This is a genomic window from Labrys sp. ALF-8 (assembly GCF_059699065.1).
In genome coordinates, this window is sequence record NZ_AP048537.1 from 1,022,419 (window position 1) to 1,043,087 (window position 20,669).

A 20,669-nucleotide genomic window follows, 5' to 3' on the forward strand; every position below is an offset into this window, starting at 1 on the left:
TTCTCTTGCACCGCCTGGCGGCCCCGCATGTGCCCTTGCGGACACGGACCAATCTCCTATCACGCGCTATCATGCGCCCGATTGCGGCGATTTCACGTTGCAATTTTGGGAGGTCCGCCATGCGCTGCGCTGAGGGCTTGCCGGGTCTCCTCCGAAGGGCTCTGCCCCTGCCTTGCGCCAGATCAAGGCGCGAAAGCCGCTACCGTTTACCGTAACGCTTCGTTTACCTTGCGCGGTTTGCAAGGCCCTTTATCTGTGGAGAGGAACAAATCCGGCTACGGGAAGTTCCCCGCACATCGAAATGACGACCGTATTTCATCGTTGGCCAACAGCGGAGACATGAGAATGGACGGAGACAAGCGAGTGGAACAGGCGAAATCACGCATTTCCGATGTGCTTACCACGGACATTGATGCATTGCGCGCCGAGGTTGCTCGCCTGACGGAGCAGCTCAGCACCTTCATCGACGAGGAGAAGTCCACCTTGTCGAAGCTTCTTTCCAAGGAAGCCAAGGCGGCAAGGCAGGTTCTCGACAGCAAGCTCAGCGATGTCGGCAGCAAGGCCGGCGAGATCGGCGAGGCGGCCAGGGAGCAGGCTTCCGACCTGCAGAAGGCCGCGCTCGACTATATCGGCAAGAAACCCCTGCAATCGGTGGCCATCGCCGCCGGTATCGGCCTGCTGCTCGGCCTTTGGAGCAAGGGCCGCTCGTGATGCGCCTTCTGGCACTGGGCAGCCTTGCCAAGGAAGAACTGAGTACGGCCCTGCGCCAGCGCGGGGTCGTCTTCCTGTGGCGTGGCATTGCCGGCGTATGCGTCCTTGCCATGGCGATCATCGGCTTGATCAGCCTGCACCGTCTGGTCGGCGATCTCTATGGCCCGTACTGGGCCGACGCGGTCCTGGCTGGTCTCTTCGCGATCGTCGCCCTGATAGCCCTCGCCGTCGCAATGGAGCTGGAAAAGCGCGCCAGACGCCGGCAGGCTCTCGCCACGACGATGCTAGCCGCAGCGGGCGTGGCGGCGGAGGCCCTGCCGGACAGGAAATCCACCGTGCAGGCGCTCGTCATCGCCGCCCTGGCTGGCGGTTTCTGGTTCGGCCGCAAGAGATAGATCGTCGAAGGGGCTAGGTCCGCAGGGCCTGCGCCAGCGCTTCGAGATCGGCCGGCAGCGGGCTTTCGAACACGAGGTGCCTGCCGTTCACCGGATGCTCGAAACCCAGCAGGCGAGCATGCAGGGCCTGGCGATCCATGGCCGCGAGGGTTGTCCTTGCCTGCTCAGGCAGAAGTGACGCCTTCGTCTTGAAGCCGGAGCCATAGACGGCATCGCCCAGGAGGGGGTGCCCGAGATGGGCCATGTGTACGCGAATCTGATGCGTGCGACCGGTTTCCAACTGGCACTCGACCAGACTGACCAGCGGCAGCCCCTCATGCCGGCCGAACGATTCCACCAGGGAATAATGCGTGATCGCCTCGCGTCCGCGCCCGAGCGGAACCACCGCCATCTTCTCGCGATTGCGGGTGGAGCGGTCGATGCCGGTTTCCACCGTGCCGTGGGCGCGGGTAGCACCCCAGACGAAGGCGAGATAGGCGCGCTCCAATGGCCCGGTGCGGCCGTGATCGGCGAACTGAGCCGCGAGCCCCTGATGAGCCCGGTCGTTCTTGGCCACCACCAGCAGGCCGGAAGTGTCCTTGTCGAGGCGGTGCACGATACCCGGCCGCCTCACGCCGCCGACGCCCGACAGCGAGGCGCCGCAATGGGCGATCAAAGCGTTCACCAGCGTGCCGCTCTCATGCCCGGCTGCCGGATGCACCACCAGACCCACGGGTTTGTCGATGACGAGAAGATCATCGTCCTCGTAGACGATGACGAGAGGAATATCCTCCCCCTGGGGTTCGGCCGGCTCCGGCTCGGGCACGCCCAGCACCACCCGCTGCCCGGCCTTGAGGATATGGCCAGCATCGTGGACGGCCGTTCCGTCCAGCAGTGCATGGCCGGCCTCGATGAGCGCCTTGATGCGGGTGCGCGACAAGGTCTGGGCGCCCTCTCGCTGGAATTGGCGCGCAAGGAAACGATCGATGCGTTCGCCAGCTTCGGTGACGTCGAAAGTAGAGGAGACGGGATATGCAGGATTGTTCATACACGCCTGAGGCGGAATGGCGCTCCCAAGGGGAATCGAACCCCTGTTTTCGCCGTGAGAGGGCGACGTCCTAGACCGCTAGACGATGGGAGCAGCAGCGAGGAGTGGGCCTATAGCGGGAAAGCTCGTCGTGAGCAAGGACCAATCTGCGCTTTTTTGATTTCGCAGATCATTCACCGTTTCGGCCGCCCCTCGCGAGGCCGGTGAGAAAAAGAAAGAGGAGCCGCGCGGAACCCCGTTAGAGGCGGAACGACACGAGCCGCTCCCGCCCTGATGGGCTTAGCGCACGCCCACCAGACGCTTTGGAGCGCGATACTCCACCACGACGGCCCGCGGAGCCGCCGTGGGCGAACGAGGCTGCGCGATCGGCAGGCTCAGACGCCGCTCGGTGGGCTTGGGCGGCGCCGGGCGCTTGGCAACGGTGCGTACTTCCTCGGCATCGACGCCGAGAAGCGAAGCTGCGATCTCGATCTGCTGCTCGAAATCGTCGCTGAGGCACTCCGCGGCAACAAGGGCTTCCTCGATGGTCGGAAGCGCCTGCTTGACACGCCGGCTGCCATATTTTGTCTTCCAGGTCTGGCTCACGGTACTGAACGCCTTCTCATTGATCGACCCACCATAGCAGGATTCGAGAAATGTTGCATCGCAGCATAAGCTGACCTGCCATGCGCTTTAAGGGTGACAAGCGGCACGTGCCCCATCCTTTCGATTCGGTCCGTGCGATCCGACACATCCCCACATGGGATGTAATCGACAAGGTTCAAGGACCGACGAGACACCACGCCGCCTGAACCGGCGAGGCCGCGCCGCGCACGGGGGTTCTATTTGGTGCGGAGCCCGCTGACGGTAACCCGCAACTGCGTAAACAACATAACAAATCCTATCATCTAAATGCGAGGAAATCCCACCCGCGCCCATCAAAAGTGGTACATTACGCAATGTAATATCAGAAAAAATGAATGATTTTCCTTCAGAGAGAGCTCATTTTTTAAATCCATTCAGACATAAATGGATAATAATTCGTCGGCTTTCGAATATTTCTTCGTGATATTACCCAAAAATCCAGAAGATGCAAAAAAGCAACATGCGCATTGATTTCGCATTCTCAACGCTGGACGCGATCAATAACGCTTCACTTTTCCCTTGCTGGAGCGCTAATATGCGTCAACCTACCGTCGCGCAAACGCAACATCCCTTGAATGGTTCGAAGCCCGCCATGATCGCCCGTCTCCTGCGCCTTGCCCCGGTGCTGCTGATTCTGCTTGCAGCCACTTCCCTAGAGTCAGCGCGCGCACAAAAGGCGCCGGCCACCCAGGACCCGACGGTGATCGGCGATGTCGTCGGACTCACGCCGGCCGTGCGCGGTAGCGTATCGGGTCTGCTCGCGATCGGCTCCAAGATTCATCAGGGCGAGAAGATCGTGACCGGGCCGAGCGGCGTGGTCGAACTGCGGTTCCTGGACAATACCCATCTGATGCTGGGATCACGCTCTTCGGTAACCCTGGACAGCTTCATCTATGCCGGCAACGGCAAGGCCAATTCTGTGGTGCTGCAGTTCGCCCGCGGTGCCTTCCGCTTCGCGACCGGAGACTCGGCCAAGAGCGCCTACAAGATCCGTGCGCCCCAGGCTTCGATCGGCGTGCGTGGCACCAAGTTCCAGGTGGATTCGCGCACGCCTACCAGCGCGGTCACCCTGTATGAGGGCAAGACGTTCATCTGTCCTCCGCATCGCCCGATCCGCTATTGCAAGATCGTGAACCCTGGCGAGACCGCGCTCATCGGCGAAGACCGGGTGATCCGGATCGTGCCGGCCAAGGATACGCCGACCGAACACTGCACCGGCTCCGCGAACTCGAAGATCTGCGACGTCTTCGGCAAATAGAGACAGTTCGGCGCGAGAACATCGAGAAGGGGCCGGCAAGGCCCCTTTTTCATTTCAGAATTTCCTGCTGAGGAACTTCGATCCGTCCCAGCCGAAGCGCCACGGCCTCTCCACGGCCTTCGTGATGCCTATGCGCGGCCCAGTCGCGATAAGCGGATCGGCTGCCCGCCGCCAGAGCTCGAAGGGGGGGTGCGCCAGGGCAAGGCCGTTCTGCACTCCCGTGAGGCCCAGCGCCTGGCAGAGCCGTCCGGGCCCGGAGCAGAGCAGCGCCCGCTTCGTCACGCCCCGGCGCTCTTCCATGCGTTCGATACCGGCGATGGGCTCGATGGCCCGCAGCAACACGGCACTCGCCCGCCCGTATTCGCCGCAGACGACATTGGCGCACCAGTGCATTCCGTAGGAAAGATAGATGTAGATATGGCCGGGAGGTCCGAACATGACGGCATTGCGCGCTGTCTGGCCGCGGAAGCTGTGCGAGGCCGGGTCGTCCCTGTCATAAGCCTCGGTTTCGACGATCACGCCGCCGACCCCGTCGACCAGAAGCGTAACGCCTATCAGGTCCCGTGCCACATCGAGGACATCGCGCGCATAGAAGGAAGAGGAGAGGAAGGTCATCGGAGGGGCGGATTAATCCATTGTCATGAAATACGCCACGTTTACGACACCTTGGCATTGACACAAGATAATCCCTGTTTAGCTTGCGGCGCAGTTTGAGTTAGGATCTCGTTGATGAACGATGCTTTCGACCGGCGGCAATTTCTCCAGGGAGCGGTGAGCCTATCGACACTCGTCGCTTTGGGCCTTCCTGCTGCCGCCTTCGCCGATGAAGGGGCGCTGACCTTCGGCCCCGCCGAGCCCTTTTCCTTCGACGACCTCGTCGAGAGAGCGCGCAAGCTGGCGACCGAAGCCTATGTCCCCGCCGAGAAGCCGGCTGCAGACATCACCTCCAAGCTGACCTACGAAGAGCTGGGCAAGATCAAGTTCAAGACCGAGGATGCGCTGTGGGCGAACGGCCCGGCGCCTTTCCCGGTGACCTTCTTCCACCTCGGCACCTTCTTCCAGAAGAAGGTGACGATCAACGTGGTCGACGGCAAGAACGCCAGCGAGATCATCTATCGCAAGTCTTCCTTCGATATGCCGGCCGACAGCCCGGCCCAGGCCCTGCCCGAAGGCATCGGCTTCGCCGGCTTCCGTTTCCAGGAGCCGCGCACAGGCAGCGTCGACTGGAAGAAGAACGACTGGGTCGCCTTTCTCGGCGCTTCCTATTTCCGCGCCATCGGGGAACTCTACCAATACGGCCTTTCGGCACGCGGCCTGGCCGTGAACGCCGCTGATCCCAACCCACCCCACCAGGAGGAATTCCCGGATTTCAAGGAATTCTGGCTGGAGCCGGTGGCCGGCTCCAACAACCAGGTCAAGGTCTACGCCCTGCTCGACGGTCCCTCCGTCGCCGGCGCCTTCTCCTTCCTGATGACGCGCGACAAGGCCGTTCTGATGGACATCGACGCGCATGTCTTCACGCGCAACGACATCAGCCGCTTCGGCCTGACGCCGCTGACCTCCATGTACTGGTTCTCGGAAACGGTGAAGCAGACAGCCATCGACTGGCGGCCCGAGGTTCACGATTCCGACGGCCTTGCGATGTGGACCGGCGGGGGCGAACATATCTGGCGCCCGCTCAACAATGTGCCTGCCACCACCACCTCGGCCTTCACCGATTCCAACCCGCGGGGCTTCGGCCTCCTGCAGCGCGACCGCATCTTCGACCATTATCTCGACGGCGTGATGTATGACCGCCGCCCCTCGCTCTGGGTCGAGCCGCTGGCGCCCTTCGGCGACGGCCAGGTGCAGCTCATCGAGATCCCCACGGATGACGAGATCCACGACAACGTCGTGGCGATGTGGGTACCGAAGGATACCGTCAAGGCGGGCCAGGAATTCAATCTGAAGTACCGCCTGCACTGGGCGGCCGACGAGCCCTTCCCCACCAATCTGGCACGCTGCGTGGCGACGCGCCTGGGCAATGGGGGCCATCCCGGCCAGCCGCGCCCGCCGGGCCTGCGGAAGTTCATGATCGAGTTCCTGGGCGACTCCCTCAAGGACCTGCCCTACGGCGTGAAGCCCGAACCGGTCATCACGGCCTCGCGCGGCGAACTCTCCTATATCTTCACCGAGGCGGTGCCCGACGGTATCAACGGCCACTGGCGCGCCCAGTTCGACCTGCAGGTCACGGGTCCCGATCCGGTGGAGATGCGCTGCTACCTGAAGCTCGGCGACAAGGTGCTGAGCGAGACCTGGCTTTATCAGTATCACCCGTTCTGACGCGGGAAGCACTCCCTGGGAGCGCGGACCTCGCCACGACATGCCCGCATGTCGCGATGTCCGCCCTTCGAGCGCCGATGCCGCAGCGAAAATCGCAGACGACGGGCGCTTCCGGGACCACGGGCGACTTGCCTGTTCCATTCTCGCATTCGGTCCGGGAGCGGACAGGAAGTACGGCCCCCGGGTTCTTCCCAAATGCCCCGTCATGCTCTAGACACCCCTTTTGCCGAAGGAAGTCTCGATGCCAACAACCACCGTGGCGGCGCAGGCCAAGCCTGTCGCCATCATCATGGGCAGCCAGTCCGATTGGGCCACGATGCGTCACGCGGCCCAGACCCTCGAGACGCTCGGCGTGGGTTATGAGGCGCTGATCGTCTCCGCCCACCGCACGCCCGACCGCCTCTATGAGTTCGCCAGGACGGCAAAATCCCGGGGCTTCCAGCTCGTGATCGCCGGCGCGGGCGGGGCCGCGCATCTGCCGGGCATGGCGGCAGCGCTCACCCCCCTGCCCGTCTTCGGCGTGCCGGTCGAATCCAAGGCCCTCTCCGGCGTCGACAGTCTCCATTCGATCGTGCAGATGCCGGCCGGCATTCCCGTCGGCACGCTCGCCATCGGACGGCCCGGCGCAATCAATGCGGCCCTGCTGGCCGCCGCGGTGCTTGCCCTGCATGACGACGGGCTCGCCAACCGGCTCGACCGTTACAGGGCCGCACAGACGGCGGCGGTCGCCGAACACCCCAGCAACGACGAGGCACCCAAGGCATGAGCAGCGTGCGTGTCCCGCCGGGCGGGACGCTCGGCATTCTCGGCGGCGGCCAGCTTGGCCGCATGCTGGCCCTCTCGGCCGCGGAGCTCGGCATCCAGAGTCATATCTACTGCCCCGACAAGGCGAGCCCCGCCTTCCAGATCGCGGACCGCTACACCTGCGCCGCCTATGAGGATCCTGCAGCCCTCTCCGCCTTCGCCGAAGCCGTCGATGCCATCACCTATGAATTCGAGAACATACCGGCCTCCACTGCGGCCATCCTCTCGGCAGCACGCCCGGTGCTGCCCGCCGTCCGGGCGCTGGAGACCACGGCCGACCGCCTGACGGAGAAGACATTCGTCCGTTCGCTCGGCATCGGCACGGCGGAGTTCCGGCCCGTCGACAACCATGCCGACCTTGCCTCCGCCGTCGCCGCGCTCGGACGCCCCAGCGTCCTGAAGACACGCCGCTTCGGCTATGACGGCAAGGGGCAGACCATGATCCGTCCCGGCGGCGATCTTTCCGAGGCTCTCGCCCGCATGGGAGGCCAGCCCGCCATTCTCGAAGCCTTCGTGCCCTTCGTGGCGGAGGTTTCCGTTGTTGCCGTCCGCGGCGATGACGGCGCGGCGCGCACCTACGATCTGGTCGAGAACGAGCATCACGACCACATCCTCGATCAGTCCGTCGTGCCTTCCCGCATGTCAGCGATGGTCGAGGACCAGGCCCGCGCCATCGCCGCCAAAATCATCGCCGCGCTCGACTATGTCGGCGTTCTGGCGGTGGAGATGTTCGTCACGGCCGACCATAACGTGCTGGTGAACGAGATCGCGCCGAGGGTCCACAATTCCGGCCATTGGACCCAGAACGCCTGCCTCGTCAGCCAGTTCGAGAATCATGTCCGCGCCGTATGCGGCTGGCCGCTGGGCTCCACCGAACGACACAGCGACGCCGTGATGACCAACCTCATCGGCGACAGCGTCAATTCCTGGCGCTCGCTCGCGGCCGAACCCAATGCCTCCGTCCATCTCTATGGCAAGCATGAGGCCCGCCCGGGCAGGAAAATGGGTCACGTCACCAGGATTTTCCCAAAGAGTCGCTGATCCATGCTAAACTGGGTGGACAGGTAGAGCCCCGTCTGATATGACGCCGCTTCCAAATTCGGCGGTGCCTTGGCACTGAATTTTCCGTACCGAGCCGCCGCGGCAATTCACATCAAGGTATAGGACAGCACGCGTGCAGGTTCTCGTTCGCGATAACAATGTTGATCAGGCGCTGAAGGCGCTTAAGAAGAAGATGCAGCGTGAAGGCATCTTCCGTGAGATGAAGCTGCGCGGCCATTACGAGAAGCCGTCCGAGAAGCGCGCCCGCGAGGCCGCCGAGGCCGTGCGTCGTGCCCGCAAGCTCGCTCGCAAGAAGCTGCAGCGCGAAGGCCTGATCCCCGCAACGCCCCGCGTTGTGAAGAAGTAAGTTTCGCTTCCGATCGAAGCTACCGTCTCCGACAGGCGCCCGGGCATTTGGCCGGGCGTTTGTGTTTTTTGCTGCCCGACACGGCACTGCCCAATTTTGCCGCTACCGCGCTTTGCGAAGAGCCGGGTCATGAAAGCGCATCCGAGGGGAGCTCTTTCTGGCTTGCTGCACTTGACGTTAGGTCAGGAACCTCGCAAACACGCCTTGTGCGAAGAGTTCAACGGAAGGCTTTACCTTCCAGCAAGGTTAATGCGGCAAATTGCCCGGCCAAAGGCCTGTTGGCCGTTGTGACTTGTCTCGAACTGTCCGGATCAGAATAATGACAGACCCCATGAGTGCAGCCGCCCCTACCCCCAAGCGGAGCCCGCGCTCGCTGCTGGTGGCAGCCTTCCTGCTGGGTGCGGCCGGCATTGGCCTGATGAGCTGCGAGACCGTGGGGCGCGTCGGCAACGCGGACGACGGCGAGAGCCGCCAGGTTGCCTCCACTGACATCTCCTCCCTCAGCCAGGTCATCGAAAAGAACCCGAGCGATCCGGAAGCCTGGAACATGCGCGGCTCCGCCTACGCCCGCTCGAAGCAGTTCGGCCCGGCGATCTCCGATTTCAACCGCGCCCTGCAGCTTGATCCGAACTTCGCGCAGGCCCTCGCCAACCGCGCTCTCGTCTACCGGCAGACCGGCCAGACCGACCAGGCCCTGGCCGACTACAACCGTGTCATCTCCGTCGATCCGAACTATGCGCCGGCCTATGTCGGCCGCGGCAACATCTATCGGCTGCAGGGCCAGACCCAGCAGGCCATGGCCGACTACGACAAGGCCATCCAGATCAAGCCCGAAACGGCCGAAGCCTATTACAATCGCGGCCTAATCCGCCAGGCCAACGCCAACCACGAGGTGGCGATCGACGACTTTACCTCCGCGATCTCCAACGATCCGCTCGCTGAAGCGCCCTATTATTCCCGCGGCACTTCCTATCTGCAGTTGAAGAAGTACAAGGAAGCCCTTGCCGACTTCAATCAGGCCCTGCAGATCAACAACCGCAATGCCGCCTCCTGGGCCGGTCGTGGCTATGCGGAAGCAGGCCTCAACGATACGCAGAAGGCGCGCGAAAGCTTCCAGCACGCGCTCGGCATCGATTCCGGCAACGCGGCGGCCAAGAACGGCCTTTCGCAGCTCGGCGCCAGCTGAGCTCTTCGCCGGCCGTTCAGGGCGCTGCCGTCATTCCCTACGAGCGGGCTTGAACTCCGGCCTGGATGACGGCGAGCAGTCCACGCATAATTGCTCACGTTTGCGTTGCCGGGGCTTACATTGCACGCTGGCAATCCAATATAAGGCTGAGCGAACGCGGTCAAGGCGGTAATGCGCCCTGCCCGCGCGCCTATCCGTTTTTGAAGAGCGCGCCCAGCGCTCCGGAGATTGCCATGGCCGATACGATTGCTTCCGAAAACAAGACGTCCGACAAGATCCCGGTGACGGTGCTCACTGGCTATCTCGGCGCCGGCAAGACCACCCTGCTCAACCGCATCCTCACCGAACCCCACGGCCAGCGCTTCGCCGTCATCGTCAACGAATTCGGCGAGATCGGCATCGACAACGACCTCATCGTCGATGCCGACGAAGAAGTCTTCGAAATGAACAATGGGTGCGTGTGCTGCACCGTACGCGGCGATCTCATCCGCATCATCGACGGTCTGCTCAAGCGCAAGGGTAAGTTCGACGCGATCCTGGTGGAGACCACCGGCCTCGCTGATCCCGCGCCTGTGGCCCAGACCTTCTTCGTGGACCAGGACGTCGCCGACAAGACCCGGCTCGACGCAGTGGTGACGGTGGCCGACGCCAAGTGGCTCAAGGACCGCCTCAAGGACGCGCCGGAAGCCAAGAACCAGATCGCCTTCGCCGACGTGATCGTGCTCAACAAGACAGATCTCGTCACGCCGGCCGAGCTTCGCGAGGTGGAGATGCGCATCCGCGCCCTCAACCCCTATGCCAAGCTGCACAAGGCGACGCGCTCCAACGTGGCGATCAACGAGGTGCTCGGTCGCAACGCCTTTGATCTCGACCGCATCCTCGACCTCGAGCCGGCTTTCCTCGAGGCCGACGAGCATGACCATGATCACGACCATCATCACGGCCACGATCACCATCACCACCATGACCACGATCACGGCCTGAAGCACTATCACGACGAGACCATGCAGTCGCTTTCCCTCAAGATCGACGGCGACGTGGACCCGGCCAAGGTGATGCCCTGGATCGAGAGGATCGCGCAGAGCGAAGGCCCGAACCTGCTCCGCTGGAAGGGCATTCTCTCCCTCAAGGACGAGCCCCGCCGGTTCGTGCTCCAGGGCGTGCACATGATCATCGAAGGCGATCTGCAGCGTGAATGGAAGCCCGGAGAGAAGCGCGAGTCACGCCTGGTATTCATCGGACATGACATCAATCGCGAGGCGTTGGAGAAGGGTTTCCAGGCCTGCGCGGCATAGCGCCGGCCACACGGTGATCCTTGTCCGCTCTTGAAACGGCCACGTTTCGGGAAACACTAGTTCCATCGCTGCAGCTATGGCACCACTGGGGCGCCCCATCATGGGAAGCGCCCCTGCCATCGCCGCAGCCGTTTCCAAGATCGGACAGGATGTCCGCGCTCCCAGGCTCCATATCGTGAACACCGCTACCTTCCCCTCTCTCTCCGAAAGCACCACCTGGATAGAAGCCGGCAGCCACGTGCTCGGCGCAAGCTGGCTCGGCCGCACGCCGGTCTTCGCCCTTTCGGACGGATCCGCGCTGCAGGCTGGAATCGGGGAGGAAAAGCGCGATCCGCTGTTCGAGGATGCCGGGCTGCTGTCGGTCGCCTCCAACGGCACCGTGCTGGTCGCCGGCAGCGATGACGGCCGGGTCGTAAGGCTGGATGGCGCGGGCAAGGTCGAGCAACTCGGCGAAGTGAAGAACAAGTGGATCGACGCCGTTGCCATCTCGCCCAGCGGTGCGACGGCCTGGTCGGCCGGCAAGCTCGTCCAGGTCCGCGACGAGAAGGGGACCGTGAAGCAATGGACGGCGCCCTCGGGCGTGCGCGGAGTCGCCTTCATGGCCAAGGGCTACCGTCTTGCGATCGCCCACTACAACGGCGTGTCGCTCTGGTTTCCCAATTCGACGGCGACCCCGGAATTCTACGAATGGAAGGGCAGCCATCTCGACATCACGGTCTCGCCCGACAACCGCTTCATCGTCACCTCGATGCAGGAAAACATGCTGCATGGCTGGACGGTTGCCGAGAAGAAACACATGCGCATGTCGGGCTATCCCTCCAAGACCCGTTCCTTCTCCTGGTCGCATGACGGCAACTGGCTTGCGACCTCCGGCGCCGACGCTGGCATCGTCTGGCCCTTCCAGTCGAAGGACGGTCCGATGGGCAAGGCGCCACGCGAATGCGGCATTCGCCATGCCAAGGTGACGCGCGTCGCCTTCCATCCCAGGGCGCTGGTGCTGGCCCTCGGCTACGAGGATGGCTGCGTGCTGCTCTGTCGCCTCACCGACGCATCCGAGATCCTGGTGCGCCGGGCCGTCAACGGCTCGAACGTCACGGCGCTCGCCTGGGACAAGACGGGCGCTCAACTGGCGATCGGCACCGAGGACGGACAGGCCGGCATCCTCACCCTGCCCGCGGCGGCCTGAGCCGTGTTCGGCCTGTTCCGCAAGCCCAGCCAGGCCGAACGTGAAAAGGCAGCCGCCATCAAGGAGCAGGTGCGGCATCTGCGCGGCCTGGGCGAAGAGACCACCATCTCGGTAAGCGAAATCCAGTGCGGCGACGCCTCCTGCCCTGGCACGGAGACGGTGATCCTGATCATGCGGCCAGGTGCGAAGACAGAGGCCTACAAGGTGCTGGCCCCCCTCATTGAGGTGACGGAGACAGCGGTTGCGGAAGCGTTGAAATAATCCGCGAGAGCGCTACCGCGCGGCGACCACTTCGATCTCGACCACGAATTCCTCCCGCGTAAAGCCCGTCACGATCATCAGCGTCGAAGCCGGCGGGGGATCGGAGACTGCAGCATCGCGCGCCTTCATATAGCCTGCCATGTGCTCGCGGCCGGTGACATAGGCGTTGATGCGCACGATATCCGCCAGGCTCATGCCGGCCTCTGCCAGGATGGCGGCAATGGATTTGAAGATCAGCGCTGCCTGCGCCTCGGCCCCGGGCGGAATCGCCTCATCCGCCCCGATCCCCAATTGCCCCGAGCAGAACACCATCCGGGCGCCTGCCTTCACCTCGATGGCATGGCTGTAGCGGGCAAAGGGAGGCCGCAGAGAAGAAGGTGTGATGGCGCGCAGCATCGTGTTTTCCTCGACATGAATGGCTGGCGCAAAATTAGTCGTGCTTGTCTCTTGTGCAAGCCCGATTTGCCGCTAACAATCCCTCCCGCATGGCAGGGTGCGGCAGAAACGAGCCCCTGGCCAGATCGGCGTTTGAGGCCGGAATGGAACAAAGGCGACGACAAATGAACGATATGCTCAAGAAGACCGGCTTCATCGCGGCGGCCGTGCTCTTTGCCAGCCTGGGCGCCGCCCACGCGGATGACCTGGTCAAGGTGCGATTCGGCACCAACTGGCTGGCGGAGCCGGAGCATGGCGGATTCTACCAGGCCGTCGCCGACGGCACCTACAAGAAATACGGCCTCGACGTCGAGATCGTGCAAGGCGGCCCGCAGGCCAACAATGCCACGGCGCTTGTCGCCGGCAAGAACGATTTCTACATGGGTGGCAACATGGTCGAGGTCTTCTCGGCCGTGAAGGAGGGCGTACCGCTCGTAGCGGTAGCCGCGACCTTCCAGAAGGACCCGCAGATCCTGATGACCCATCCCGGGGTCGGCCTGGACACCTGGGCGGATCTCAAGAAAGCCAAGAGCATCTTCATCGGCCCTGACTTCCAGGCGACCGGCTATGCCTGGATGAAGGCGGCTTTCGGATTCACCGATGATGTGGTGAAGCCTTACGACTTCAACCCCGCGCCCTTCATCGCCGACAAGGATTCGGCGCAGCAGGGCTACGTGACCTCCGAACCGCTGCAGGTGGAAAAGAGTGGCGGCTTCAAGCCCAATGTGTTCCTGATCGCCGACCAGGGCTGGAACACCTATTCGACCTTGATCGTCACCCGACAGGACTTCATCGACAAGCATCCTGACGTCGTCCAGAAATTCGTCGACGCTTCTGCGATCGGCTGGGCCCATTACCTCTATGGCGACGACAAGCCTGGCAATGCCGGTATCCAGAAGGACAATCCGGACATGACCGACGAGCAGATCGCCTACGGCGTTTCCCAGCTCAAGGCGCATGGCCTCGTCGTCTCGGGCGACGCGGAGAAGGGCGGTATCGGCGCCATGACCGACGAACACATGAAATCCTTCTTCGACAAGATGGTTCAAGCCGGCGTCTACACCGCCGATCTCGACTACAAGAAGGGTTACACGCTCCAATTCGTGAACAAGAATGTCGGCTCGGACCTGATCAAGAAGTGAGGCAAGCGCCGTACCCCTCGCGTTATTGGAACCGAACTTGAACCAGGCCGCTCCCAATCCTGCCCAGGCAGCCCGAAAGACCGTTGTCTCCCTTCGCGACGTCGGCAAGGTGTTCTCCTCGGGCACGCTGGCGCTGCAGCATCTGGATCTCGACATCTATCAGGGCGAGATCCTGTCTCTTCTCGGCCCCTCGGGCTGCGGCAAATCGACGGCACTCCGCATCATCGCCGGGCTGGGTGACGCCTCGAGCGGCAGGATCGTCTGGCCGAGCGGCGGCGAGGATCACTCCGGCGATGTCGGCTTTGTCTTCCAGGAGCCGACCCTGATGCCGTGGGCCAGCGTGTTCGACAATGTCTGGCTGCCCTCTCGCCTCAGGGGGATCTCGCGGGCTGCGGCCAGGGACAGCGTCATGCAGGCGCTCGACAGCGTAGGCCTGCATGCCTTCGCCGAAGCCTATCCCCGCGAGCTTTCCGGCGGCATGCGCATGCGCGTTTCCATCGCACGAGCCATGGTAACGCGGCCCAAGCTTCTCCTGATGGACGAGCCCTTCGCCGCGCTCGACGAGATTACGCGCCAGAAGCTCAACGACGATCTCATGCGTATCCAGCACGAGCTTGGATGGACGGTGGTGTTCGTCACGCACTCGGTGTTCGAGAGCGTTTATATTTCCGACCGCATCGTGGTGATGGCCGCCAGGCCGGGCCGCGCCTTCGCCGAGCTTCGCGTGGACGCGACCCGGCCACGAGGTCCCGAATTCCGGACATCGGCCGCCTATGTCGACCATTGCCGGCAGGCTTCCGCCACGCTGACCGCCGCCATCGGCAGGGCAGCCGAAACAATCGATGGACATTGAGCGCAGGCCCGGCATGAGCACACTTACCTCCCCCGGCGAGCCGTCGGATGCCCCGCTCCAAAGCCGCGACTCGTCCGGCCTCCTGCTCAAGTGGCTGCTGCCGCTGGCCTTTCTGGTCCTGGTGGTCGCAGTCTGGGAATTCTGCGTCGATGCCGGCTTGACGCCGCAACGCGTGGTGCCCGCTCCCAGCGAGATCTGGGCTGCCTTCTTCCGCGAATGGAACACGCTCGGTCCGGCGTGGTTGTTCACCGTAGAGGTGACGGTCGAGGGTTTCCTCCTTGCGGTGATCGGCGGCGTCGTGCTGGCCGTGCTCTTCTCGATGTCGCGACTGGTGGAATATACCCTGTATCCCTATGCCATCATCCTCCAGGTCACGCCGGTTCTGGCGATAGCCCCCCTCCTCCTGGTCATCCTGTCGCAGGGCACGGTGCTGCTGATCTGCGTGTGGCTGGTGGCTTTCTTCCCGGTGCTGGCCAACACGTTGATCGGCCTGCGCTCGACCGACCACAACCTCCTGAACCTCTTCGAACTCTACCGTGCCTCCCCCTGGCAGAAGCTGCGGGCGCTGCGCCTGCCCAGCGCCCTGCCCTATTTCCTCGGGGGCGTCCGCATTGCCGGCGGTCTCTCCCTGATCGGCGCGGTGGTGGCCGAGCTCGCCACCGGCGCGGGCGGGGCTCGCGGAGGCCTCGGCTACGTCATCTATCTCGCCCCGCGCTACTTCGCCTATCCCCGTGCCTACGCCGCCCTGGTGCTGCTCTCGCTGACCGGCATCGTCATCTTCCTCCTGCTCTCTTTCGCCTCACATCTGCTTCTGCATAAATGGCACGAGAGCGCCCTTAAGCGGGAAAACTGATCGTGCCCTCCCTGCCTGAAATTCCCACCTCGGGCCCCTGGTCCGTCGAAGCCACCGTGCCGGCCTGTCTCGTCGGTCTTCACGGCCTCGGCTCCGACCAGGACGGCCTCGCCCGCATCGGCCTCAGCATCGAGAACGGCCGGATTGCCGCCATTGGCCCGGCGGGCGAGGTGCCGGGGGCGCTCACGGCGGGCATGGCCTTCCCGACCTTCGTGGAACTGCACACCCATCTCGACAAAGGTCACATCTGGCCCCGCCGGCGAAATCCCGACGGTACCTTCTTCGGGGCGCTCGACAATGTGACGCTGGATCGCGAGGCCAACTGGTCGGCGAGCGACGTGACGGCGCGCATGGATTTCGCTCTGCGTTGCGCCTACGCCCACGGCACTTCGGCGATCCGCACGCATCTCGATTCGATCGGCAAGCAGATCGGCATTTCCTGGCCCGTCTTCACGGAGATTCGGGAAAAGTGGGCCGACCGGATCGAATTGCAGGCCGTCGCCCTGTTCTCGATCGAGCATGTCTCGGATCGTGCCCATATGTCCGAAGTCACGGCCGCAGTACGCGATCACGACGGCATCATGGGCGGGGTGACCTACATGGTCCCGGAACTCGACCAGAACCTCGACACGCTTTTCCGTCTCGCCGCCGACAACGGCCTGGACCTCGATCTGCATGTCGACGAAACGCAGGATCCCGCCTCGCGTTCGCTGCGCCATATCGCAGAGGCTGCGCTGCGCCACCGGTTTGCCGGGCAGGTGACCGTTGGTCATTGCTGCTCGCTCGCCCGCCAGGACGGGGAGGAAATCCGGCAGACTATCGGGAAGGTGGCCGAGGCCGGCATCGCCGTGGTCTCCCTGCCTATGTGCAACATGTATCTCCAGGACCGCAGCTCCGGCCGCACCCCACGCTCGCGCGGCGTCACGCTCCTCCATGAGCTGAAGGCCGCGGGCGTCAAGGTGTCTGTCTCTTCCGACAACACGCGCGATCCGTTCTACGCCTACGGTGACCTCGACGCACTGGAGGTGTTTCGCGAAGCAAGCCGCATCGCGCATTTCGACCATCCCTTCGGCGATTGGCCGGCGGCGATCACGGCGACGCCGGCCTCGGTGATGGGGGTCGACGCAGGCAGACTGCGCGTGGGCGGGTCGGCCGATTTCGTCCTCTTCAAGGCGCGAAGCTGGACGGAACTTCTCTCGCGCCCCCAGAGCGATCGTGTCGTGGTGCGCAAGGGGCGTGTCATCGACACCACCCTGCCCGATTACGAGGAACTGGACGGAGTGCTGGCGGAATGAGGGCTATCGTGGCGCCGGATCTGGAGATATTCCCGCGATCGCAGGCGTCTCGCCTGCCCTCGTATAGGATCTGCCTGCCGAAGATACGCACCGGGCCAGACGCCTGCGGACCCGGGAACGGGCCGCCCGCCTCCACCATCGCCGAGATCCTGCCATGACCGACATCCCTGCACTCAAGGCCCGCCTGCCCGATATCCGCATTGAGGACCACCCCACCCTCGTGCGCCAGAAGAGCCGTGACTTCTTCTGGTATTCCCCGGTGCTCAAGCGCCAGCTCGACCACGTCACCGGCGACTGCATCGTCTTCGCGAAGTCGACGGCCGATGTCATCGCCACGCTCGCGGCCTGCTACGATCTCGACATTCCCGTGACCCCCCGCGGCACGGGGACCGGCAATTACGGCCAGGCCATGCCGCTTTCGCGCGGCGTGGTGCTCGATCTGTCCTTCATGGACAAGGTGCTCCGGATCGAGCCCGGCGCGCTGGTAGCCGAGGCCGGCGCCGTGATGGCCGACATCGACAAGCAGACTCAGGCTCATTCCGGGCAGGAGTTGCGCCTTCATCCCTCCACGGCCAAAACCGCGACGATCGGCGGCTTCGTCGCCGGCGGATCGGGCGGCGTCGGCTCCATCACCTGGGGCGGCCTGCGCGACTGGGGCAACGTCACCCGCCTGAAGGTCGTCACGATGGAGGCAAACCCGCGGGTTCTCGACCTCACGGGCGAGGATCTGCACAAGGTCAGCCATGCCTATGGCACCAACGGCATCATCACCGAGGTGGAGATGCCGCTGACCACCGCTTTCAGTTGGGTGGACGTCATCATCGGCTTCGACACGCTCCGCGAGGCAGCCGCTTTCGCCAACGAGATCGGCGAGGCCGACGGCATCCTCAAAAAGCAGCTCGCCGTTGTCGCGGCCCCTGCCGCTCACGACTACTTCAACAGGCACAGGCGCTGGATTCCGCGCGACAAGCATGTCGTCTGCGCCATGATCGCTCCGCAGAACTACGACGCCTTCCTTACTGTCACCCGGCGCCGCAAGGGCGCCGAACTCCTGTTCTCCACGGCCGGCATGAGCGAGGCGGAGCGCAAGGGCATCCCGGACATCTACGAGCTTGGCTGGAACCACACCACGTTGCGGGCCCTCAAGATCGATCCCGCCATCACCTATCTGCAGGTGCTTTATCCCTTCCCGAACCAGCTCGACCTGGTGGAGAGGATCCATGCCCGTTTCGGCGATGAGTTGCCGGCTCACCTGGAATTCGTTCGCTTCGACGGCAAGGTCACCTGCTTCGGCCTGCCGCTCGTCAAATTTACGACCGAGGAGAGGCTGGACGAAATCATCCGCATCCACGAGGAGATGGGCGCGCCGATCTTCAATCCGCATCGCTACACGCTTGAGGAAGGCGGGATGAAGCAGACGGATGCGCTGCAACTGGCCTTCAAGCGCGAGGCGGATCCCAAAGGCCTGCTCAATCCCGGCAAGATGATCGCCTGGGACGATCCGAATTACGACTATACCTCAAGCCGCACCTATCTGTTCCGTGGCATGCAGATGGAGGAGACGTCGTGACGACGCGCCCTTCGCCCGACCAACCAGCACCAGCCCTGCACCATACCCACGAGGGGAGATAGACCATGTGCGGCAACCAGAGCGGCGACAATCTTGCGACCGGCACCCTGCAGGTCGACGACGACCGCGTGCGCATAACCCGCTATGACTTCACGCCGGGCGCCGAGACGGGCTGGCATCGCCACGAATATCCCTACGCCGTGGTTCCCCTGATCGACGGAACGCTGCGGATCGTGGATGCCGCGGGGGAGAAGCTGGTGCCGCTCTCCGCCGGAGCCAGCTATTCGCGGCCAGCCGGCATCGAGCACAACGTCTTCAATGCCGGTCCCGGCCCCATGGCGTTCGTCGAGATCGAGATGAAGGGCTGATGAAGGTCCTGGTCCTGTTCGCCCACCCTTGCGAGGAATCCTTCGCCGCGGCGCTTCATGCCAGGACGATCGAGGCCTTGCGCAGGGGTGGCCATGTCGTCGATGACTGCGACCTCTATGCGGAAGGCTTCCAGCCCGTGCTGACGGCTGCCGAACGGCGCGCCTATCATGATACCACTCGCAACCGGCAGGACGTGGCCGCCTATGTGAAGCGCCTGCAGCAAGCCGAAGCGCTGGTGATCGTCTCGCCGGTATGGAATTATGGTTTCCCCGCCATCCTGAAGGGGTTCTTTGACCGGGTCTTCCTGCCGGGCGTCTCCTTCCATCTCGTCGACGGCAAGGTCCAGGGCGCGCTTCACAACATCACCCGCGTGGTGGCGGTGACGTCCTATGGCGGCTCCCGCCTTAAGGCCGTCCTGATGGGGGATCCACCCCGACGCTTGGTCACGCGCATGCTCCGCGGCGTGGTGAAACCCTTCGCTCGCTTCCGCTATCTCGCGCACTACTCGATGAATCTCTCGACGGACGAATCCCGCAGGATCTTCCTGGCGAAGGTGGAACGCACGCTGGCGCGCCTCTAGAGCAAAGCGCGTCTAGGTAGAAACGCCGCTTTTCTCTAACTCTTTGTTTTTCGACGCGTCTTTGCGTTTTGCCGATTCCGTCAAAACACAAAACGCTCTAGAGAAAAATGCGTTCAAGCCGAAGCGCTCATCGGGCCTAAGGCGCAAGAATCATGAGCATTTTTCGTTTCACCGCGATTTCGTCTGAAAACAGAAATCCCCTGGCAGGTTTCACCTTCAGACTGAATCGAGGGGCTTCATTCGAACCATGGCATGTCAAACCAAGGCCCTGAACCCTTTGGCGCGAGGTGCTTGCGGGACGCAATGTCTACCTTCGGTCGCGCTTGCTTAAAGAGCAAAAAGCAGTCCAGACATCTGGATGATTCGGCCGGCCGCCGAGGCACGCCAGGACTACGCATAGATCCGGAATTGGCGAAACTGGATGCCAAAGCATGCGAACATCGGGGCCGGCCGGCTACCCTACGCCGGCCACATGGTCAAACAATAACCATTTTCATCGTTTTCTCAGCTAATCCTCGACATTTTCTTGCAGAAAATGTATTTGAAGCCGGCTACATCAAATTATCAGCCGGCGGATTATGCCATGCGACATCCGGCCTCGAAGACCCTTGGTTATCAGTTGATCCATGTGGCCCGGCTGCACCGGGCCCGAACGGCCAAGCTCCTCGAAGGGCTTGGCTTGTTTCCCGGGCAGGAACAGGTGCTTGAGGCCCTCGCGGGCCGCGAGGCCCTGTCGATGAGCGAACTGGCGGAAATCCTGCGGGTGCGACCACCGACGGCGTCCAAGACCATCGCACGCCTATCGGCGGCCGGCCTGATCGAGCGAAAGACGACGGACGGCGACGGACGCGTGGTCCGCGTGGCCTTGAGCCCCTCCGGCAAGGACAAGGCGGCTGCGATCGCGGCTCTGGCGCTCGACATCGAGGCAGAGGCCACCAGCCATCTCGACGGAAAGGACCGCAAGCGCCTGCGCAAATTGCTCAAGCGCGTCGAGAAGGGCTTCAAGCACGCGCTCGGCGGCGAAATGGACCCCGATGACGACGACGAGGGCGACACCGACGAAGCATGAGCCTGCCGGGCTGCCGATGCCCGCCT

23 protein-coding genes and 1 tRNA gene are annotated in these 20,669 nt (G+C 63.3%); 19 read left to right on the forward strand and 5 right to left on the reverse strand.

Going from position 1 to position 20,669, the window contains the following annotated elements:
* Window positions 1-345 precede the first annotated feature (345 nt).
* Complete coding sequence (locus AC6H34_RS04650) at window positions 346-711, forward strand: ElaB/YgaM/YqjD family protein (protein WP_497538055.1); 366 nt, start codon at window positions 346-348, stop codon at window positions 709-711.
* A complete protein-coding gene (locus AC6H34_RS04655) occupies window positions 708-1,106 on the forward strand; it encodes a hypothetical protein (RefSeq protein WP_448151125.1) in 399 nt (132 codons plus the stop codon). Before AC6H34_RS04650 ends, AC6H34_RS04655 begins: the two co-directional genes overlap by 4 nt.
* 13 nt (window positions 1,107-1,119) lie before the next feature.
* Here AC6H34_RS04655 and AC6H34_RS04660 read toward each other — a convergent pair whose 3' ends face one another.
* From AC6H34_RS04660 to AC6H34_RS04670, 3 genes are all read right to left on the reverse strand, one after another.
* Window positions 1,120-2,133, reverse strand: a complete 1,014-nt coding sequence (locus tag AC6H34_RS04660) for an RluA family pseudouridine synthase (RefSeq protein WP_497538056.1) — start codon at window positions 2,131-2,133, stop codon at window positions 1,120-1,122.
* 17 nt (window positions 2,134-2,150) lie between these two features.
* Window positions 2,151-2,226, reverse strand: a tRNA-Glu gene (locus tag AC6H34_RS04665).
* Window positions 2,227-2,412: 186 nt separating this feature from the next.
* Entirely contained in the window at window positions 2,413-2,718 is a 306-nt protein-coding gene (locus AC6H34_RS04670; protein ID WP_448151123.1) for a hypothetical protein, read from the reverse strand.
* 499 nt (window positions 2,719-3,217) lie between these two features.
* On the opposite strand from AC6H34_RS04670, the gene AC6H34_RS04675 reads away from it, so the two are divergent.
* On the forward strand, window positions 3,218-4,015 hold the full coding sequence (locus tag AC6H34_RS04675; RefSeq protein ID WP_497538057.1) for a FecR family protein: 798 nt from the start codon (window positions 3,218-3,220) through the stop codon (window positions 4,013-4,015).
* Window positions 4,016-4,069: 54 nt separating this feature from the next.
* Here the strand turns inward: AC6H34_RS04675 and AC6H34_RS04680 are convergent, their stop codons facing one another.
* The gene (locus AC6H34_RS04680; protein WP_497538058.1) at window positions 4,070-4,630 is read right to left on the reverse strand and encodes a DNA-3-methyladenine glycosylase; all 561 of its coding nucleotides are present in this window, start codon (window positions 4,628-4,630) and stop codon (window positions 4,070-4,072) included.
* Window positions 4,631-4,744: 114 nt separating this feature from the next.
* Here AC6H34_RS04680 and AC6H34_RS04685 point away from each other — a divergent pair, with 114 nt between their 5' ends.
* From AC6H34_RS04685 to AC6H34_RS04720, 8 genes are all read left to right on the forward strand, one after another.
* On the forward strand, window positions 4,745-6,337 hold the full coding sequence (locus AC6H34_RS04685; RefSeq protein ID WP_448151120.1) for an OpgD/OpgG family glucan biosynthesis protein: 1,593 nt from the start codon (window positions 4,745-4,747) through the stop codon (window positions 6,335-6,337).
* A gap of 241 nt (window positions 6,338-6,578) precedes the next feature.
* Window positions 6,579-7,103: a 5-(carboxyamino)imidazole ribonucleotide mutase gene (purE, locus tag AC6H34_RS04690; protein ID WP_448151119.1), complete on the forward strand. Its 525-nt coding sequence runs from the start codon at window positions 6,579-6,581 to the stop codon at window positions 7,101-7,103.
* Window positions 7,100-8,182: a 5-(carboxyamino)imidazole ribonucleotide synthase gene (locus AC6H34_RS04695; protein WP_497538059.1), complete on the forward strand. Its 1,083-nt coding sequence runs from the start codon at window positions 7,100-7,102 to the stop codon at window positions 8,180-8,182. The genes purE and AC6H34_RS04695 overlap by 4 nt, the downstream gene beginning before the upstream one ends.
* 133 nt (window positions 8,183-8,315) lie before the next feature.
* Window positions 8,316-8,549 carry a 30S ribosomal protein S21 gene (rpsU, locus tag AC6H34_RS04700; RefSeq protein ID WP_068285423.1) on the forward strand — a complete coding sequence of 78 codons (234 nt, stop codon included), beginning with the start codon at window positions 8,316-8,318 and terminating at the stop codon, window positions 8,547-8,549.
* Between the two features lie 331 nt (window positions 8,550-8,880).
* Complete coding sequence (locus tag AC6H34_RS04705; RefSeq protein ID WP_448151117.1) at window positions 8,881-9,735, forward strand: tetratricopeptide repeat protein; 855 nt, start codon at window positions 8,881-8,883, stop codon at window positions 9,733-9,735.
* A 233-nt stretch (window positions 9,736-9,968) separates the two neighbouring features.
* Window positions 9,969-11,030: a CobW family GTP-binding protein gene (locus AC6H34_RS04710; protein ID WP_497538060.1), complete on the forward strand. Its 1,062-nt coding sequence runs from the start codon at window positions 9,969-9,971 to the stop codon at window positions 11,028-11,030.
* Between the two features lie 100 nt (window positions 11,031-11,130).
* On the forward strand, window positions 11,131-12,216 hold the full coding sequence (locus AC6H34_RS04715) for a WD40 repeat domain-containing protein (RefSeq protein WP_497538061.1): 1,086 nt from the start codon (window positions 11,131-11,133) through the stop codon (window positions 12,214-12,216).
* 3 nt (window positions 12,217-12,219) lie between these two features.
* The gene (locus AC6H34_RS04720; RefSeq protein ID WP_448151114.1) at window positions 12,220-12,477 is read left to right on the forward strand and encodes a hypothetical protein; all 258 of its coding nucleotides are present in this window, start codon (window positions 12,220-12,222) and stop codon (window positions 12,475-12,477) included.
* A 12-nt stretch (window positions 12,478-12,489) separates the two neighbouring features.
* Here the strand turns inward: AC6H34_RS04720 and AC6H34_RS04725 are convergent, their stop codons facing one another.
* Window positions 12,490-12,873: a RidA family protein gene (locus tag AC6H34_RS04725; protein WP_497538062.1), complete on the reverse strand. Its 384-nt coding sequence runs from the start codon at window positions 12,871-12,873 to the stop codon at window positions 12,490-12,492.
* A gap of 164 nt (window positions 12,874-13,037) precedes the next feature.
* Here AC6H34_RS04725 and AC6H34_RS04730 point away from each other — a divergent pair, with 164 nt between their 5' ends.
* The 8 genes from AC6H34_RS04730 to AC6H34_RS04765 all read left to right on the forward strand — a co-directional run bounded on the left by AC6H34_RS04730 (window position 13,038) and on the right by AC6H34_RS04765 (window position 20,643).
* Window positions 13,038-14,054, forward strand: a complete 1,017-nt coding sequence (locus AC6H34_RS04730; RefSeq protein WP_497538063.1) for an ABC transporter substrate-binding protein — start codon at window positions 13,038-13,040, stop codon at window positions 14,052-14,054.
* Window positions 14,055-14,091: 37 nt separating this feature from the next.
* On the forward strand, window positions 14,092-14,907 hold the full coding sequence (locus AC6H34_RS04735; protein ID WP_497538064.1) for an ABC transporter ATP-binding protein: 816 nt from the start codon (window positions 14,092-14,094) through the stop codon (window positions 14,905-14,907).
* A gap of 13 nt (window positions 14,908-14,920) precedes the next feature.
* Complete coding sequence (locus AC6H34_RS04740; protein WP_448151110.1) at window positions 14,921-15,760, forward strand: ABC transporter permease; 840 nt, start codon at window positions 14,921-14,923, stop codon at window positions 15,758-15,760.
* A complete protein-coding gene (locus AC6H34_RS04745) occupies window positions 15,760-17,055 on the forward strand; it encodes a cytosine deaminase (RefSeq protein WP_448151420.1) in 1,296 nt (431 codons plus the stop codon). The genes AC6H34_RS04740 and AC6H34_RS04745 overlap by 1 nt, the downstream gene beginning before the upstream one ends.
* 154 nt (window positions 17,056-17,209) lie before the next feature.
* Window positions 17,210-18,625 carry an FAD-binding oxidoreductase gene (locus AC6H34_RS04750; protein WP_497538065.1) on the forward strand — a complete coding sequence of 472 codons (1,416 nt, stop codon included), beginning with the start codon at window positions 17,210-17,212 and terminating at the stop codon, window positions 18,623-18,625.
* A gap of 65 nt (window positions 18,626-18,690) precedes the next feature.
* Complete coding sequence (locus AC6H34_RS04755) at window positions 18,691-18,993, forward strand: cupin domain-containing protein (RefSeq protein ID WP_497538066.1); 303 nt, start codon at window positions 18,691-18,693, stop codon at window positions 18,991-18,993.
* The gene (locus AC6H34_RS04760; RefSeq protein WP_448151107.1) at window positions 18,993-19,574 is read left to right on the forward strand and encodes an NAD(P)H-dependent oxidoreductase; all 582 of its coding nucleotides are present in this window, start codon (window positions 18,993-18,995) and stop codon (window positions 19,572-19,574) included. Before AC6H34_RS04755 ends, AC6H34_RS04760 begins: the two co-directional genes overlap by 1 nt.
* A gap of 583 nt (window positions 19,575-20,157) precedes the next feature.
* Complete coding sequence (locus AC6H34_RS04765; protein WP_497538067.1) at window positions 20,158-20,643, forward strand: MarR family winged helix-turn-helix transcriptional regulator; 486 nt, start codon at window positions 20,158-20,160, stop codon at window positions 20,641-20,643.
* The last annotated feature ends 26 nt before the right edge of the window (window positions 20,644-20,669 follow it).